Here is a 17,198-nt window from a genome sequence, read left to right as displayed (position 1 = left end):
ATAATTTAAATTTGTATTTATTGTTAAAAAATTACGATTTGTTTAGAACAACTCACTAAATAAAATTATTTAATTTTTATCATTAAATCTAAAAACATAGAGTTTTTTGTCCCCAAACAACATGGTGATCTGTGTTGCTGAGTGCTAAAAATTGTTTAATCAACTTAATTAGTAACTACATATTGGGTAACGTATATGATCATGGAAAATCATCAAATTAAAGCTAGAAAAGTGCATTTCGATTTTTCTGAATCATCAGTCTGTTGGATGCCTAATGATCCGCTATGTTCACACATCGCTAACGGTATAAATATGCTTCTTCCTGTAGGTGAATTTTGGTTTTGTAGAGTGTTTAACAAAGCCCTACCATATATTAAAGATCCGAAATTAAAAGATGATGTGACTGGATTTATTCGTCAAGAGGCTGCTCATGCCCGCGCACATGAAAAAGTACAAGACTTTCTTAAAGAAAATGGTTATGACATTCAAGATTCATTAAATCGTGCCCACCTAATTTTCAACGTTTTGTTAGGTGATAAACCTTTAGGTATTCCCTTTATAAAAGGTGAAAAACTTGATGAATACTGGTTGTTGTTCCGTGTAGGTGTAATTGCCGCCATTGAGCACTTTACAGGTACAATTGGGCAGTGGACACTTGAAAGTAAATCTTGGGATAAAGCGGATCCTGCGATGAGTGATTTATTCCGTTGGCATCTTGCAGAAGAAGTTGAGCATCGTTGCGTAGCTTACGACCTATTTGAACATTTGTTATCAAATAAACTTGGTTTTTATGTCTCACGCCAAGTCATTATGTTAGCGATTTTCCCGCTCTTTATTTATTTTCTAGCAGACTTCGCTCGTAATCTTGGAAAACAAGATCTAGATCATCAAGATATGCAGAAGTTGATGCGTCGAGGATTTTTTACTTTTATTCGGAAATTTGAAGAAACCGCAACGAAAACAGATCATCTACCTACCATAAAATACTTATTTAAAGCCGCCTTACGTTGGGTATCACCACACTTTAATCCTATTCATGAAGGGAATACAGAACAAGCCTTAGCATATATAGCACACTCCCCAGCAGTACAATTTTTTGAAAATGTAGCACAGCAAAAATCATTCAAAGTTTCTACATTTAGTTGACACAAAACGATGATACAGCGCCACTCCTCGGAGTGGTTTTTATTTATTTTAAATTTCAATAAGTTTGATAATTATAAGCTATACAATTTCTATATATATTTTTCTAAAATTATCGTTATATCTTCAAAAATTTGAATGCGAACTCACAACAACATCATTTTATGAATGAATTATGGATAAAAATTACACTCCAATAATACAGTTTCATTGAAATTTCATTGATAAACCGTATATTAGTAGTTGAACTTAAGTCAAATCGTGAAAATAAACATATTTTCTTAATTTATTTGAGTTCATGCCTTTTAACTAGAGGAATACCTCATGAATAAGTTTGCGGTTGCAGTTTTTGCTGGATTGGTAAGCCTTACAGGTTTTAACCTTCAAGCAGCTACACCAGAACAAGAATGTAAAAAGTTGCAAGATGACTATAACCTCATCTATGCATCTAAAGGATTTTGTTTTAAAGATGCAGATGCCAAAGCTAAATATGGTAATGAAAACTGCCATACAACAAAGCCTAAATTTTCTGACAGAGAGCAACAACGCTTAGATGAAATTAAAGAGCGTCAAAAAGAATTAAATTGCAAATAAAAACTTTATCTTTAAGTCTTAGCAATTTATTTTCTATTTTTGTCTGAAAAGCAAAACTTCTCATCTCATTATATTAAAGGACTAATCATGGCGTACGATGACCAAAATATTTTCGCAAGAATCTTAAGAGGCGAACTACCTGCAATCAAAATCTATGAAGATGATCAGGTCCTCGCTTTTATGGATATTATGCCTCAAGCAGATGGTCATGCTTTAGTTATTCCTAAAATACCTGCTGTTACTTTGATGGATTTACCTGCTGATGCAGCAGCCTATACGATTCAAATTGTTCAAAAGATAGCTAAAGCAATTGAAACCGCTTTAGATGCTAAAGGAATCGTACTAATGCAACTTTCAGGAGCTGCTGCTGGGCAAACAGTTCCACATGTGCACTTCCATTTGATTCCTAGCTCAGTTCATGAACTTGGTCGTCATGCAGCACAAATGGGTGATCAGGAAAAGATTAAAGCCTTTGCTGAAAAGATTAAAGCAGTGCTGTAAGCAAAAAATTATCTAAATGATGGGGCTTTTCGCCCCATTTTTATTTATTAAATATATAAAAATCAATAACAAATATAATTATTACTAAATATGAATCGTCATCAAACTGTCATTTTTCTTTCACTTATCTGTCACAAAGTTTGCCGATACTGCATACAAGTCAGTGAGCTGTGTAACTTTATGTACACAAGCAAGCTTATAACAGTAACTAAGGCATCAGCCATTTACAAAAAGTGTTTGGAGAAATCTCAATGAAAAAATTGCTTCTTGCTGCTACTGTAGCAACTTTAGCCATGAATGCAGCGCAAGCAGCACCTACATTGTATGGTAAGCTCAATGTGACTTTAGATCAAATCGACAAAAATGGCTTTAAAGATGAAAGCGTAACAAAAATTAACTCAAATGCTTCTCGTCTTGGTGTGAAAGGCGAAGAAAAACTTACTAATAACCTTTCAGCAGTGTATTTAGCAGAATGGGGCGTTTCTACTGATGGATCTGGTTCAGATACTGACTGGAGTATGCGTAACCGTTTTGTTGGTCTTAAATCTGATGGAGTTGGTACTCTAAAAATTGGTCAATATGATTCTTATTTAAAAACTGCTGCTGGCAATAACCAAGATATTTATAATGACCACACTGAACTAGATATGACAAAAGTTTTAGTTGGTGAAGATCGTTTAAGCAATGTTATTGGTTTTGAAACTGACAAAAAATTATTAGCTGGTTTAGCATTTAATATCATGTTCCAGCAAGGTGAAGAGTCATCAGCTGTAAAAAATGATGCTAAAGGTCAAAAAGGTAGTCGTGATAGCTTTGGTGATGGAATTTCAACATCTATCACTTATGAAAATAAAGATATTGGTTTAGCGGCAGCTGTTGCTGGTAACTTCGGTGTAGCATCAACATTTAACGCATATAATAAAGAACTTGGCGGCAAAATTTATTCTGATGCAATCCGTGTAACTGGTTCTTTAGACTTATCACCAGCTGGCGTTGATGGCTTAGTATTTGGGGCTTTATGGCAAACTGCACAACCTACTGATGATACTGTTGTTGTAGGTACACCAGCTGTTTCATATAAAGGCTTAAAAGAAAATGCTTTCGGTGTAACTGCTGCGTATATCATCCCTTCTACACCAGTGAAGTTAAAAGCAGAATATATTTCTGCTAAAACAGAAGTTGATGGTCTTCAAGATCGTAAAAATGATTTATACGGTGTAGGCGCTGATTACAACATTAATAAACAAGCTCGTTTCTATGGTATTGTTGCTCAACAAAAAATTGACTGGCAGAAAGACAACAACAAGAAAACTGTTATTGGTTTAGGTATGGAATATAACTTCTAATCAGAAGTTTATTTCAAATGTTAATAAAAGGGCGTTTCGCCCTTTTATTTTTATATACTTATCTTTTTAAAAAACCACTCACCAAATTCAATACTTGTTGAATATCTTGATTTGCTTCTTGGGGATTGGTATTACTTCCTTGCGGAGTCAAAGAATCAATCACTTGAGGTAATACAGACGCAATCGCACTGTAAATTTCTTGCTTTGGAGCTTGTGCTTGTTGAGCAACCTGTTCGATATCTTGATCATCAAATAAGCTTTGAATATTTTGGGTTGGAACATCTTGAGCATTTGCTTGTTGAGGATCGACCCAGCTCTGTACCTGATTGGATAAACCTGTACTTTTTAGTTTATCTAATGCCCCTTGTAAGCCCCCCTGTTTTTGAATCCAAGCAAGAACCAACGGCAATACGGCTATTAATAATGTTTGGGCTGTGTTCCCACTAGTATTACTATTTGTCTGAGATGTATTGTTATTCGGACTACCTAACTGACCCAAAACTGAACCTAGGATACCACCTAAACCACTTTGCGACTGATTTTGATTATTTTGTTGTTGACCACTAAGTTGCCCTAAAACTGAACCTAGAATTCCACCTAAACCACTATTTTTCCCAGATTGTTGCTGACCACCTAAGGCCTGTTTCGCTAAAATCTCTACGATATTTGTCAAATCTGTCATGATTTTTATATTCCAGTTAGAATTATTTATTCGAAAAGCATACGCTGCTTTTCAGCATGAAAACAAAGTTAAAGTGTTAAAATTTGCAAGAACATTTCATCAGTTTATTATTATTTTATAACTGCGGCTTATTCAGAGCCGCAGTAAAGTCTAAGAAATCACCAACGAAATTTATTCCAATTTTCTGGATTTGCCCAAAATTTAGAGTTAAACCAATCAGGAACATATTTGTAAGTTAAAATATTGAATTGCCATAGAGCAAAATCACTATCATGAGTAGTCTTATCAATAAGTTGAGTAAAACCTAGTGAACGTAATAGCTTTTCATCGTTTCGTTTACTAACAACAACAATCCTTTTTGCCATGAGGTCGCGTAACTTCACTAAAAGCTGCGCTTTATGTGTTTCAGTGATGTTTTGCATTTGCTCTGTATCAAATAATACAAAACCTAAATCATAACGTTGTGTAAATGGCAGATTTAAAAAGTCAGTTACGTTAAAATGATGCCATTGAATTTCAGCATTTTGATCAATTTGCTGACCGATACAAAGTGCAGTATGAATGGGCTGTTCTTTAGATAAATCGTCTAGCATAGAAGTGATGACATTTTGTTCAGCCATAACTGCAACCCTTGATTGAGAAAGATGAGAGTTTATTGATGGAACTACAAGGCATTTGTCACAAAATGCACGCAGCGCTCAAAACGCATAGTGTAACTGATCAACCAACCAGCAAGGCAAATGTTGAATATAAATTTATATTAGATCGTTCAGAAACTGATCTACCCTTCATATTAGGTCAAGAATTAGAAATTGAATGGACTGGAAATATTTTTTGTACTTCGTGTGGTGCAAAGACTCCAAAATCATATTCACAAGGTCACTGTTTCAAATGCTTCAAGACCAAAGCTGAATGTGATCTTTGTATTATGAAACCTGAGACTTGCCATTATCATCTTGGAACTTGTCGTGAAGATGAATTTGCACATAAGGTTTGTTTCCAACCTCATATTGTGTATCTAGCCAATTCAAGCGCACTAAAAATTGGAATTACTCGTATCGTTAATATGCCGACCCGATGGTTAGATCAAGGTGCGACCCAAGCGTTACCCATTTTGAAAGTTGGTTCTCGCCGCTTATCTGGTCATTTAGAAACTTTATTTGGTACACAAATTGCCGATAAGACGGATTGGCGTAAGCTCCTTAAAGGTGAAGCTGAACCATTGAATTTAATTGAGCAACGTGACCAGATTTTGGAAGAATTTGCACCCAAAATTCAAACGATCCGAGATGAGTTTAGCCAAAACCTAGAATTCAATGAAGAACTTGAATTTTTAGAACATGAATTGCCTAAAGAATTTATTTACCCAGTTGAACAATATCCAGAAAAAATTAAGTCTTTAAATTTGGATAAAACACCCAAAATTCGTGGTGTTTTACATGGCATTAAGGGGCAATATTTATTACTCGATATTGGTGTCATCAATATTCGTAAATACACAGGCTATGAAATGATTCTAAGAGCGTAAATTATAAGGTGGCATTTGAAATGCCACCTTTTTTAACTTAATTTGTTTTTAAACAATTCAGAATTGCATCAACAGGATTTTCAGTATCTCCTGAGATTAATTGTTTGTGCATACTTAAATGTTGCATCATCTGAATATGTGCTGTTTCATTATCCATTAATTTTTCAATTTCAGAAGCAAGGTGTTCTGGTGTCGCATCAGCTTGAATTAATTCTTGGATGACTTTTTTACCTGCAATGATATTAGGTAAAGAGTAGTAAGGAATCTTAACGAGAAACTTAGCGATCATATAAGTTAACCAATGCAACTTATAAAAAGTCACCATTGGGCGATGCAATAACATCGCTTCAAGCGTCGCAGTTCCTGATGCTAGTGCGACAATATCACTCGCATTCATGACCATACGACCTATTTTAGATTCAGCATCGGTATTTTCTAAAATATAAATTTTTGATTTTAAAGTTACATCTAAATTTTGAATACCATGTTCAATTTGTTGTCTTCGAGCATCATTGATTGCTGGAATCAGAAACTCTAGTTCAGGATATTTCTTATGTAGTATTTCCGCAGCCCCAATTAACAAAGGCAATAGTCTGTCAATTTCACCTCTTCGACTTCCTGGTAATAAAGCAACATGCATTTCATGTGCAGATAGACCAAGCTGATGTTTTGCTTCTACAATTGGATTTTTTAAAGGTAATTGTTTGGCTAGTGGATGCCCAACAAAAGCTGCTGGAACATCGTAATTTTCATAAAATGTTTTTTCAAATGGGAATAAACACAACACTAAATCAATACTACGTTTAATGCCATGTACACGTCCTTGACGCCATGCCCAAACAGATGGACTTACGTATTGAACTGTTTTAATTGGTAAATTCTTTTCTTTTATTGTTTTAGAAAGACGTAAATTGAAATCAGGTGCATCAATTCCAATAAAAATATCCACTGGATCTTCAGTCCAACGTTCAACTAGACCATCACGTACAGCAAATAACTTCTTTATATCTTTCAAAACCTCCACAATGCCCATTACTGATAAAATTTCCATTGGATAATAACTATGGAAACCCTCAGCAATCATTTGTGGACCACCAATACCTTCAAATTCAGCATCAATTCCTTGTTCGCGAAAACTGCGCATGAGTTTCACTCCTAGAGTATCTCCAGAAACTTCTCCCACCACGATACCAATTTTTAGTTTTTGCTTTAACAAGACCAATGCCCCACTGAAATATTTGAATGATTCTAACAAAATGATTTTACATCGAATCATAATAAGCTATCCAATTTGTTCAAGATTGGTGAATATGATTTTTGATCTAAAATTCCATTCATTGTTTTAAAAATTATCTTGATTAACGATAGTTAAATGATTGCGAGTTTACTGCCAATTTATTAATATTAACAATAATCATTTTCATTTGAAATTTATTCTCCTATTGGCTACTTAAACATCACTTATGGCAAAATCAACATCACTTACGCTCATCTATCGCCTAAGTATTTTTTACCGCTTTACCTTGAGCTTTGTTGTTGGTTACGTCTGCATGATGTATTTGAGCTTATGTCTGACTGCATTATTTCTTCATTCATTCGCTAAAGCTGAAGCCATTTATTTGGCTGCCTTTATTTCAATAATTTTTTATTTACTATTCATCATTGTTAGTTTCTGCACGAATTCTTTGTTAAAACTCACTTGGATTAGCTTGATTTTGGCAGGTACTTTATTCGGCTTATCTGTAGGTTTAAGTTAATAATGCAAAACAAAAGTGTACGCCAATCTATGGCATGGCTACATACATGGACAGGTTTAATTTTTGGATGGCTTTTATTTGCTATTTTTCTGATGGGAACGAGTGCCTATTATCGTCATCAGATTAATTTATGGATGCAGCCACAACTATCGCAATATCAAATTAATCAAATAACGGCTATTCAAACAGCAACAGAATATTTAGAAAAAAATGCAGCTGATGCTAAATCTTGGTATATCAAAGTTGCGAACAAAGAAGAACCTATCAATAAAATTTATTGGGAAAAAAGTATAGGTGGTTATGAAAGCCGAGACTTGGATGCAAATACTGGTCAAGAACTTAAACTTTCTGCAACACAAGGTGGTGACTTTTTTTATAATTTCCACTTTCAACTGTACGGATTACCTGTCCTTATTGGACGCCTAATCGTTTGTATCGCAGCTTTTATTATGTTGGTTGCATTGGTTTCGGGCATTATTACCCATAAAAAAATCTTTACGGATTTCTTTACATTGAGAACTTTTAAATCACAACGTTCTTGGCTCGATTTTCATAATGTTTGCTCTGTACTAGCTCTTCCCTTTTTCTTGACGATTACTTTTACTGGCTTAGCTATTTTCTTTTACTTATATTTACCGTGGGGTATGAAACAATTATATCCTGACAAGCCATTTCAATATTTCACGGAGATCAGAACGATCTCTCAAACAACTAATATCGATTCTCCCCCAACCCAAACAGATATGCAGCCAATCAATGTGTTATTAGAGAAATTACCACAGCAATGGGAAAATGAAGAATTAGCAACGATTGAGGTTAAAAATCCAAATACCAATCAAGCAAAAATCACTTTTAAACAATTAGAAGATCGTTCCATTACCTTAAATCAAACACAAATTACCTTAGATGGTGCTGGAGAAATTTTAGGCAACACGAGAAATAATAGTCCTGTAGCAACCTTAAATGCAGGCGTTTATGGTCTACATATGGCTACATTTGCGCAACCACTACTACGATTTTCTTTCTTTTGTTCAGGAATACTAGGTTGTTTGATGATTGCGTCAGGACTACTACTATGGAGTCTGAAGCGCCAAATCCAAAATAAATCTGAGAAGTTTCATCTTGGTTTTTATTTAGTGGATCGTTTGAATGTTGCGACGTTTATTGGCTTACCAATCGCCATGCTAGGTTATCTTTTTGCAAACAGATTGATACATATTACTGAAACCACCCCAAATTATGAAATTTATACTTTTTTTAGTGTGTGGATGCTGAGCTTGATTATAGCCCTACTCACCCCTAAACAATATTTATGGAAATCGCAAGTTTTCTTTTTCGGTTTGATTGCAGTTGTTTTACCAATATATAACTTAGTGTATCTCATCAATCATCGATTAATTTCGGACCTTTCAAGTTATTGGTTATTTCTGCGTGTTGATTTATTCCTGCTCATTTGCGCCGTATTCGCTATTTTTATTTTTAGAAATATTCAACCTATTCAGGAAAAGTCCATACAGAAAATTAAAACAAAGTTAGCGCAAAATAAGGTGAAAGCATGATTTTTTTGAGTCTAATTTTGATACTGATTGGGATGACCTTCTTATATAAATGTAGTTCTAAGCAAATCAGCAAAACGAAGCAACTATATCTCATTCGCTATAAAACTCTCTTCAAAATTTTTGCTTACCTCTGCTTTTTAATTGCGGGAAGCCTACTCTGTCTTGAATATGGAAACGCTATAGGATTTGTAAGTTGGTGGCTATTTGCGACACCAATTACATTTCTACTTGTGTTATGGGTTAATGAATTAAAACCTAACAAAAATAAAGTTTTAGCAAAGTAGAGAATTTTTAAATCACTTTACTTTTCAATTAATTATTTTACGTCACTTTGATCAAGCTAAGATTTACTCGACGAACACATAGGGGCAAATTAATGAAACATGGCTGTGTAATTCAGTCAGCTTTTATAGTTTAATTGATATTCTTTAGCTTTTTTTTGCATAAGTAAATCACTATTCATCACAACGAGTTATCTAAAAAAAGCATAAGATATGCTGGTTTTTGCATATTTAGGCATATTGATTATGTTTGGTCCTGTTGAATTTATTCTAGCTGGGGTGTTGGTTGGTTTCTGTGTAGGAATCACTGGTGTTGGTGGTGGCTCATTAATGACCCCTATTTTGATTAGTTTATTCAAAATTGAACCTCATATTGCAATCGGTACAGACCTGTTATATGCCTCTATTTCTAAATTTTGCGGTTCAATGGTGCATGCTAAAAAACTAAATATTGTATGGCCAATTGTACTTTGGCTTGCACTTGGAAGTATTCCTGCATCTTTTGCCACCTCTTGGGTTTTAGAACATTATTTAAGCCAATCAACGCATTATAAAGCTGTGCTGACTATGGTCTTAGGCTTTATGTTGACTTTGACAGGTATCTCGATTGTATTTCGTAGCCAAATTGAAAAGTTCTTTGATCGTTTCCGTAATCGTGAACAAGCAAATATGGAAAGTGAGCAACATGCCCTCCAGCATAAACGCTTATATATCGCAATCATGGGCATGGTTTTAGGTATTTTCGTTACCCTGTCTTCTGTCGGTGCTGGTGCTTTCGGGATTATGGCACTCGTAATTATGTTTCCTAACTTACCGATGATTCGTATTATCGGTTCAGATGTCGTACATGCTGTCTTATTAACAGCTGTTGCTGGTTTAAGTCATATGTCTTCAGGTAATGTCGACTTTCATTTATTAATGTGGTTACTTGTTGGTTCTATTCCTGCAATCATTGTCGGAACTTTAATTAGTTCGCGTATGCCAGAAAGACTTATTCGTAGAATCTTAGGTATTACATTATTTGCCCTTGGTGTTAACTTTATGGTTAATCCAGTTAAGGCAAAACCTAAACCAGTTGAAACCCATAAAGTTGCTGTTGTTCAACAAACAAGCCATTCATCTAGTATGGTTTAATTCTAAAAAAGCCGGTTGTTTTCCGCAATTTTTGCGAATCGATAGTTAATCAATCGGCTTTTCATGCTATATTCGTAGACAAAATAACCTCTTCTTTCGATTGAATTTGTGACAGCAATGAATACTCTACAGTCAAATCCAGTTTCTCAGCCAGATATCGACGACGTTAATATTAAAAGCATTCAAACCTTAATTACCCCTGCGGAACTGAAAGCTGATCTTCCTTTATCTGAAGCTGCATCTCAAACTGTGTTACAAGGACGTGCAACTGTACGTAATATTTTAGACGGCAATGACAAACGTTTGTTTGTGGTGATTGGACCTTGTTCAATCCATGATGTTAAAGCTGCAAATGAATATGCTGATCGCTTAAAAGAATTAAGTGAAAAAGTAAAAGATACTTTATACCTTGTGATGCGTGTATATTTTGAAAAACCACGTACGACAGTCGGTTGGAAAGGTCTAATCAACGATCCAGATATGAATGACTCTTTCAATATTGAAAAAGGTTTACATATTGGTCGTGGGCTTTTACTTGAATTAAATGAAAAAGGTTTGCCATGTGCGACTGAAGCGCTTGATCCAAACTCACCACAATATTATCAAGATTTGATTTCTTGGTCTGCGATTGGCGCACGTACTACAGAAAGCCAAACACACCGTGAAATGTCTTCAGGCTTATCATCTCCTGTTGGTTTTAAAAACGGTACAGATGGTGGTTTAACGGTTGCAACCAATGCAATGCAATCGGTTAAGCACGGCCATAGCTTCCTTGGCTTAAATGAAAATGGTCAGGTTGCAATTATCAATACCAATGGTAATCCTTATGCACACGTTGTTTTACGTGGTGGTAATGGTAAACCAAACTATGATGCTTCATCAGTTGCTGATGCAGAGGCCGCTTTAGCTAAAGCAAAAGTAAGTAACAAAATCATGATTGATACCAGTCATGCGAACTCAAATAAAGACCCATACTTACAACCATTGGTTCTCAAAAACATCACAGAGCAAATTCTTGATGGTAATAAATCAATCGTAGGTATCATGGTTGAAAGTCACCTTAAAGGCGGTCGTCAGGATATTCCTGAAAACCTATGTGATCTGGTATATGGTCAATCTGTGACTGATGGTTGTATCGATTGGGATACAACAGAAAAAGCATTATTGGAAATGCATGAAGCATTAAAAGATGTTTTGCCAAATCGTTAATCTTTAAGTAGATTCAAAAACAGGCTCTCATGAGCCTGTTTTTATTTTTAAATTTTCCATTAAAGTTTCATGACTCACTAGATCTAAAACTACTTTTTCAATATTCGCCCTATTTACGTTTGGGATTACAATTAAATTTTGTTCTATAAAATATTGACTGGAATGCAAATCATCATTTATGGTTTGTATCAAACGAACAGGGTCATAGAAACTTAATTCATAATTTTCATTTTTATAGGTGAATAATAAAATTATCTACCCTTTAGATTCTATTCTCCATTCTTCGTCATCGAAAAAATCTGGAAAATTTATACGGTAATCTGCCATATATTTGTGTTCTTAAATATCTGATTTGTTTTGAACTGTAACATTTTTTTAATTATACTGCTGCCACATTTCCCCAACGACGTATCGCTGATATGAAGTCCAGTTTTCGTCAACACTTGCTAAAGTGGCGTGCCTCATTCGGTGCGATTACTTTGCTTTGTTTACTCTGGCATATCTTCTTACCAACGATGGTACATACTGGCGTCGTACCTGCACTCTATGCAATGCCTACACATTGCCAAGTCACAGATATTAAAAATAGTTTGATGTTGTCTGAATCTCATTCAAGTCACCATCACGCTATGCATGAAATGCATCATCAACAGCATTTACAATCGACTGCGCATGATCAACTGAGTGACTATGCAAAAGAGGTTTTTGCCCTTGCTAGTCAAATCATGAAGCATTGTCCTTTATGTACACATGGTTTAGATGCAGTTGCAATTATTCCTTTAATTGCATTTATTTTAATCTTTGTACTGGCTTGGTTTAGTCGTGTGCGATGCCTATGTTATACGTGGTCAGAAGATCTGCAAATTCCACGTATCTTCTATATCTTTCCAATTAAACAAGCACCACCGCTCGCTCTATAAAAATGCTTTTTTAACATTCCGTATCCAGTGTCTCACTGCGGTACTGCCTCGTTTATTGCTTTTATAGAGTTAAATATGAATACTCAATTTCGTTTGTCAGTATTAACGACTGCATGTCTATCGATTACCTATAGCTCCATCACTCTGGCTGAAACAGCTTCTGAAAATGAAACAAAAACCCTAGCTACAATCGTAGTCACGGCAAGTCGTGAAGGAGAATCGATAAATAATACTCCTGCTGCGATTAGCAAAATTACTAGCCAAGATATAGATGATAAACATGCCACATTTATTGGTCAGTTAGTTAATCAAACCCCAGGTGTGTTAATGAATGACTTGGGCAACGAACAACATATGATGTCGATTCGTCAACCCATCACAACTTCTGCTGTTTATCAATATTTGGAAGATGGCATTTCGATCCGTCCAGTCGGTGTGTTTAACCACAATGCTTTATATGAAGTAAATTTAGCTGGAATTGATAGCATTGAAATTTTGCGTGGCCCAGCAAGTAGCTTGTATGGAAGTAATGCAATTGGTGGCACGATTAATTTTCTAACCAAAGCACCGAGTTTAACCCCAACTGCTGATTTAGGTTTGAGTGCAAGCTCTGAAGGTTATCGCCGTTTAGACTTTGGTGCATCGAATACATTTGATACTGAGTACGGTGAACATGGTTTAAGACTGTCTGCCTATGCCAGTGATCGTGGTGATAGCTGGCAAGATCATGCTGAAAGTAATAAGCAAAGTGTGACTTTAAGACATGATTGGCGTATATCAGATGCCACTCAAATCAAAAATATTTTCAGCTATAACCATTTAAAAACCGATATGACGGGTAGCCTTAATGCTGAAGATTTTAGCAAACGTCCAGGTTATAGTTATCAAACATTTACGTATCGAGAAGTAGACTCAACCCGTCTTTCATCACAGATTAATCATCATTGGGATGATCAGCAGCAAAGCCAATTAACCGTGTATTATCGTGATAATACGACAGATCAAAATCCAAGTTATAACATTCGTAAGGATGCTGATAAGAATGGTATACCTACAGGAACTTATAGTGGGCAAACCACCTATAACGCTTTTCAATCTTATGGATTAAATTTACAGCATTCTATTAATTTGGATCAGGTGAAATTGATCATCGGAGCAATGGCAGATCATTCGCCGAACCAAGCTCAAACCAATGATATTCAAGTTTTTCGTGATCCAAACACGCTAGTTTATACGGGTTTCAAGCAACGTCAGTTGTTACGTGATTTCAAAGTTGATGTCAATAACCAAGCATTGTACACACAAGCAAATTGGCAAGCTTTGCCAAATCTAAATTTGGTTGGTGGTGCACGCTATGATTGGATCGGTTATGACTTTGATAACAAGCTTATCCCCTCTAAAGTTACAGGTGCGCCAGATGAAAAACGTAGTTTTCACAAGGCAAGCCCTCAACTTGGTTTTGTATGGAATATCTCACCTGAATTAGATCTGTATAGCAATTGGTCACAAGGTTTTGTGCCACCAGAGGTTAGTAGTTTATATGGCGCAAATCTGGTCACACCAAACTTAAAAGAAGCTACATTTAATAATATTGATGCGGGTTTACGTTTCAAAGTTTTAGATGACCGACTGGATGGAGAAATTACCTTATATCGTTTACAAGGTAAGGATGAAATAATTAGTTATACAAAAATTGAAAATACACGTGAAATACGTGAACCTCGCAATGCAGGCAAAACCTTACATCAAGGCATCGAAATTGGTGGGACTTGGAAAATCAGTGAACTGTATGACCAGCGTTTGAAGCTATCTGGAAGTTTTGCAGAACATAAGTACAAAGAATGGCAGCCATCTTCAACACTTAATTATAGTGATAATACGATGGCAAACTCTCCAAAAAGTTTTGGTACGATTGAGTATCAAATCAAACCTATTCCAGCATTATTACTTTCGGCTGAAGGTGTTTATGTCGGTTCATATTGGATCGATGATGCTAATACTGAAAAATATGATGGGCATACCATTCTAAATTTACGTGCAAATTATCGTAAAAATGCTTATGAGGTTTATGGGCAAATTCTTAATGTAGCTGATGTCCATTATGCTGACAGTACTTCATATAGCAGTAATCAAGCTAGTTATACGCCTGCAGCACCACGAACCTATTTATTAGGTTTGCGTTATCATTTTGGAAAATAAACAATGAATGCCAATCAACTCAAGAAGTTACTGAAATTTCATCGTAGCTTTGGAATGGTGCTTGGCATTCTGATTTTGATGTGGTCTTTAACAGGTGTGTTGCATCCAATTATGAGTGCAACACAACCTCAACCCGTCAAACGAATGCCTCCACCTCAGCAACTGAATTTAACAAATGCTTTGCCTGCACCTTTGGTTTTACAGCAGCATAAAATTGAAGAATTTTCAGGATTACAAACCATTCAGCTACAACCTGAACTTGTGGCTTATCGAGTTTTACAACCAAATCAAAACATTGCGGAGTATTTTGATAGTCGATCGGGTCAACTCATCACAGATGCAGAGCAACAAGAAGCAAAACGTCTTGCAATTTGGTATACAGGTTTAGCCAAACAACAGATCGTTTCGACTGAACTGATCACTGAGTTTAGTGATGATTATCCAAGTGTGAATCGTTTATTGCCTGTTTGGCGTGTAAGTTTTGACAATGGTTTAAGGGCTTATATCGATCCATCACAATCTCGATTAGCCACGCTATCCAATGACCAAAAAAAGTGGATGGCGAAAATATTTCGTTTAGGTCATACATGGACTTGGGGCGATCAACCGTGGATAGGACAAAGTATACTGATGCAAATTGCCTTAATTGGCATTTTAGTGCTGACTTGTATGGGATTTGGATTGTTTTTTAGGATTCGTAATCGCCAGAACCATCGTTTAGCTCATAAGCCGATTCGCTTTTTACATCGCTATTTGGGCATCAGTTTAAGTGTATTTATCTTATTGTGGGTGTCGAGTGGTTTCTATCATGTTTGGCATAAAAAATCTGAGATTGTGAACATTCAGCCGATGTTTTATACACAGAATTTAAGTGCAGCCGCATGGAAAACTACTGTTCAACAGCCAATACAACGCCTTAACCTTGTACCGATCTCCTTTGATCAAGATCATGCTCAAGCAGGTTGGATGGTTCAATTGTCAGGTAAACCACAGCTACAAGGCAGCATGACCGCAGCCAAAGAACATGATCATAATCATCATGCCAAAAGTGCTGCCCCTGCAATTGAATTGATCGATGCGAATACTGCTACAAAATTAAACACACTTGAACAAAGTAAGCAGTTGGCTGCCGATTATTTACATTTACCATTGCATCATTTTACTCAAAGCTCTTGGGTCACCAGTTTTAGTGGTGAATATGGTTTTATCAACAAACGTTTACCCGTAGTTAAAATTGAAAGCAATTTAAGCGATCAACTTAGGTTGTATATTGAGCCAAGTAGCGGTGTGATTGCAGCGCAAGTCACTCAACAAGATGCTTTAGAAGGTTTTAGTTTTGCATATCTACATAAGTGGACATGGCTACCCCTAGATAAAACACTCAGAGATATCTTGTTAGGTAGTATTGCTGGACTCATCGCTTTATTTGTGATCTTCGGTTGCACATTAGCAGCTCGAAAATCGTCCTAAGTTCTTTGTTGACCCTCCTGAATTTAAGAAGGGTCAATTTTTTAGAATTAAATCCATCAAATATAAAATGAAGCCACCACAAAACTTAGCATTAATCCTGTCTCAATCAACTCAATTGCAGCCCCAACAGTATCGCCAGTAATCCCACCAATTCTTTTGATAAATAAAGCTCTTAAAAAAAACAATACAGCAATAAAGCAGATAAAAGTAACCAATCCCAACCACTTAAACACACAAAGTAATGTAATTGTAATGACAGAAACAGTCCATGTAAGTTTCTTTGGAATAAAATCAGTAATTGAACGTCCTAGCCCTTTATCACGAACATAAGCTGTGGTTAAAAATAAAAATAATGGAACACTACGCCCAAGCATTGGAACGAGAATCAAAAAAGTATTGAGATGCTGCTCAAGCAGTACATACAGCGCAGCAAACTTGAGTAAACAAACCACAACAAGACTCAGCACACCGATTGGACCACAGTTTGGGTCTTTCATAATCCTGAGTGTACGCTCAGGATCACCAAAACCACCCACCCAAGCATCGGCTGTATCGGCTAAACCATCAAGGTGAAGCCCACCTGTGAACCAAATCCATAACACTAAAATGATACTGGCAATCAATAAAATTGGCAGTTTGACTAAAATCAGAGACACACCAAACAGAATGAGTCCGATCAACAAACCCACAAATGGATAAAATAAGATCGCTTGACCATTTTGCTTTGCACTTGGCATTGTTTTTAATTCAATGGGCAAAACCGTCAAAAATTGCAAAGCAATCCAAAAAGCTGTCATGCAAGAAATCTCAGTCAAACAATATTGATGATTTACAGATTATGAAGAAACAAAAATGGGAATAGAACCCTATTCCCA

The 17,198-nt window shown here is 35.9% G+C and carries 17 protein-coding genes; 13 read left to right on the top strand and 4 right to left on the bottom strand.

The genetic code is table 11. From position 1 onward, the window contains the following. Positions 1–195 precede the first annotated feature (195 nt). From AAV96_RS13160 to AAV96_RS13145, 4 genes are all read left to right on the top strand, one after another. Positions 196–1,146: a metal-dependent hydrolase gene (locus tag AAV96_RS13160; protein ID WP_046739626.1), complete on the top strand. Its 951-nt coding sequence runs from the start codon at positions 196–198 to the stop codon at positions 1,144–1,146. Between the two features lie 321 nt (positions 1,147–1,467). Next, a complete protein-coding gene (locus AAV96_RS13155; protein WP_004662096.1) occupies positions 1,468–1,737 on the top strand; it encodes a YARHG domain-containing protein in 270 nt (89 codons plus the stop codon). A gap of 87 nt (positions 1,738–1,824) precedes the next feature. Continuing rightward, positions 1,825–2,238 carry an HIT family protein gene (locus AAV96_RS13150; RefSeq protein ID WP_005216097.1) on the top strand — a complete coding sequence of 138 codons (414 nt, stop codon included), beginning with the start codon at positions 1,825–1,827 and terminating at the stop codon, positions 2,236–2,238. A 251-nt stretch (positions 2,239–2,489) separates the two neighbouring features. Beyond that, on the top strand, positions 2,490–3,584 hold the full coding sequence (locus AAV96_RS13145) for a porin (RefSeq protein WP_046739625.1): 1,095 nt from the start codon (positions 2,490–2,492) through the stop codon (positions 3,582–3,584). A gap of 58 nt (positions 3,585–3,642) precedes the next feature. On the opposite strand, the gene AAV96_RS13140 is transcribed toward AAV96_RS13145, so the two are convergent. Both AAV96_RS13140 and AAV96_RS13135 read right to left on the bottom strand, forming a co-directional pair. Continuing rightward, on the bottom strand, positions 3,643–4,266 hold the full coding sequence (locus AAV96_RS13140; RefSeq protein ID WP_046739624.1) for a YidB family protein: 624 nt from the start codon (positions 4,264–4,266) through the stop codon (positions 3,643–3,645). 158 nt (positions 4,267–4,424) lie between these two features. Then, complete coding sequence (locus AAV96_RS13135; protein ID WP_046739623.1) at positions 4,425–4,886, bottom strand: DUF6231 family protein; 462 nt, start codon at positions 4,884–4,886, stop codon at positions 4,425–4,427. A 38-nt stretch (positions 4,887–4,924) separates the two neighbouring features. On the opposite strand from AAV96_RS13135, the gene AAV96_RS13130 reads away from it, so the two are divergent. Continuing rightward, positions 4,925–5,794 carry a DUF2797 domain-containing protein gene (locus AAV96_RS13130; RefSeq protein WP_046739622.1) on the top strand — a complete coding sequence of 290 codons (870 nt, stop codon included), beginning with the start codon at positions 4,925–4,927 and terminating at the stop codon, positions 5,792–5,794. A 37-nt stretch (positions 5,795–5,831) separates the two neighbouring features. On the opposite strand, the gene lpxB is transcribed toward AAV96_RS13130, so the two are convergent. Continuing rightward, positions 5,832–7,010: a lipid-A-disaccharide synthase gene (gene lpxB, locus AAV96_RS13125; protein ID WP_171249154.1), complete on the bottom strand. Its 1,179-nt coding sequence runs from the start codon at positions 7,008–7,010 to the stop codon at positions 5,832–5,834. 247 nt (positions 7,011–7,257) lie between these two features. Here lpxB and AAV96_RS13120 point away from each other — a divergent pair, with 247 nt between their 5' ends. The 8 genes from AAV96_RS13120 (at position 7,258) to AAV96_RS13085 (ending at position 16,323) form a co-directional block, all read left to right on the top strand. Continuing rightward, positions 7,258–7,551 (top strand): hypothetical protein, encoded by a 294-nt coding sequence (locus AAV96_RS13120; protein WP_046739620.1) that lies wholly within the window; start codon positions 7,258–7,260, stop codon positions 7,549–7,551. 2 nt (positions 7,552–7,553) lie between these two features. Then, entirely contained in the window at positions 7,554–9,110 is a 1,557-nt protein-coding gene (locus AAV96_RS13115) for a PepSY-associated TM helix domain-containing protein (protein WP_046739619.1), read from the top strand. Beyond that, positions 9,107–9,394 (top strand): hypothetical protein, encoded by a 288-nt coding sequence (locus AAV96_RS18495; protein ID WP_046739618.1) that lies wholly within the window; start codon positions 9,107–9,109, stop codon positions 9,392–9,394. Before AAV96_RS13115 ends, AAV96_RS18495 begins: the two co-directional genes overlap by 4 nt. 243 nt (positions 9,395–9,637) lie before the next feature. Beyond that, positions 9,638–10,525: a sulfite exporter TauE/SafE family protein gene (locus AAV96_RS13105; RefSeq protein ID WP_004662082.1), complete on the top strand. Its 888-nt coding sequence runs from the start codon at positions 9,638–9,640 to the stop codon at positions 10,523–10,525. 117 nt (positions 10,526–10,642) lie between these two features. Further along, complete coding sequence (locus tag AAV96_RS13100) at positions 10,643–11,734, top strand: 3-deoxy-7-phosphoheptulonate synthase (RefSeq protein ID WP_004662080.1); 1,092 nt, start codon at positions 10,643–10,645, stop codon at positions 11,732–11,734. Between the two features lie 419 nt (positions 11,735–12,153). Further along, positions 12,154–12,654 (top strand): hypothetical protein, encoded by a 501-nt coding sequence (locus AAV96_RS13095; RefSeq protein WP_005216086.1) that lies wholly within the window; start codon positions 12,154–12,156, stop codon positions 12,652–12,654. A gap of 75 nt (positions 12,655–12,729) precedes the next feature. Next, positions 12,730–14,853, top strand: coding sequence for a TonB-dependent receptor (locus tag AAV96_RS13090; RefSeq protein WP_046739617.1), 2,124 nt, complete (start codon positions 12,730–12,732; stop codon positions 14,851–14,853). Between the two features lie 3 nt (positions 14,854–14,856). After that, positions 14,857–16,323 (top strand): PepSY domain-containing protein, encoded by a 1,467-nt coding sequence (locus tag AAV96_RS13085; RefSeq protein ID WP_046739616.1) that lies wholly within the window; start codon positions 14,857–14,859, stop codon positions 16,321–16,323. A 56-nt stretch (positions 16,324–16,379) separates the two neighbouring features. On the opposite strand, the gene AAV96_RS13080 is transcribed toward AAV96_RS13085, so the two are convergent. Continuing rightward, positions 16,380–17,120, bottom strand: a complete 741-nt coding sequence (locus tag AAV96_RS13080) for an adenosylcobinamide-GDP ribazoletransferase (RefSeq protein WP_046739615.1) — start codon at positions 17,118–17,120, stop codon at positions 16,380–16,382. Positions 17,121–17,198 lie beyond the last annotated feature (78 nt).

It is taken from the genome of Acinetobacter sp. AG1, assembly GCF_001005525.1.
Classification (GTDB): Bacteria; Pseudomonadota; Gammaproteobacteria; order Pseudomonadales; family Moraxellaceae; genus Acinetobacter; species Acinetobacter modestus.
The sequence above is the reverse complement of the archived record's forward strand: the minus strand, read 5'-3'. Positions and strand labels throughout refer to the sequence as shown.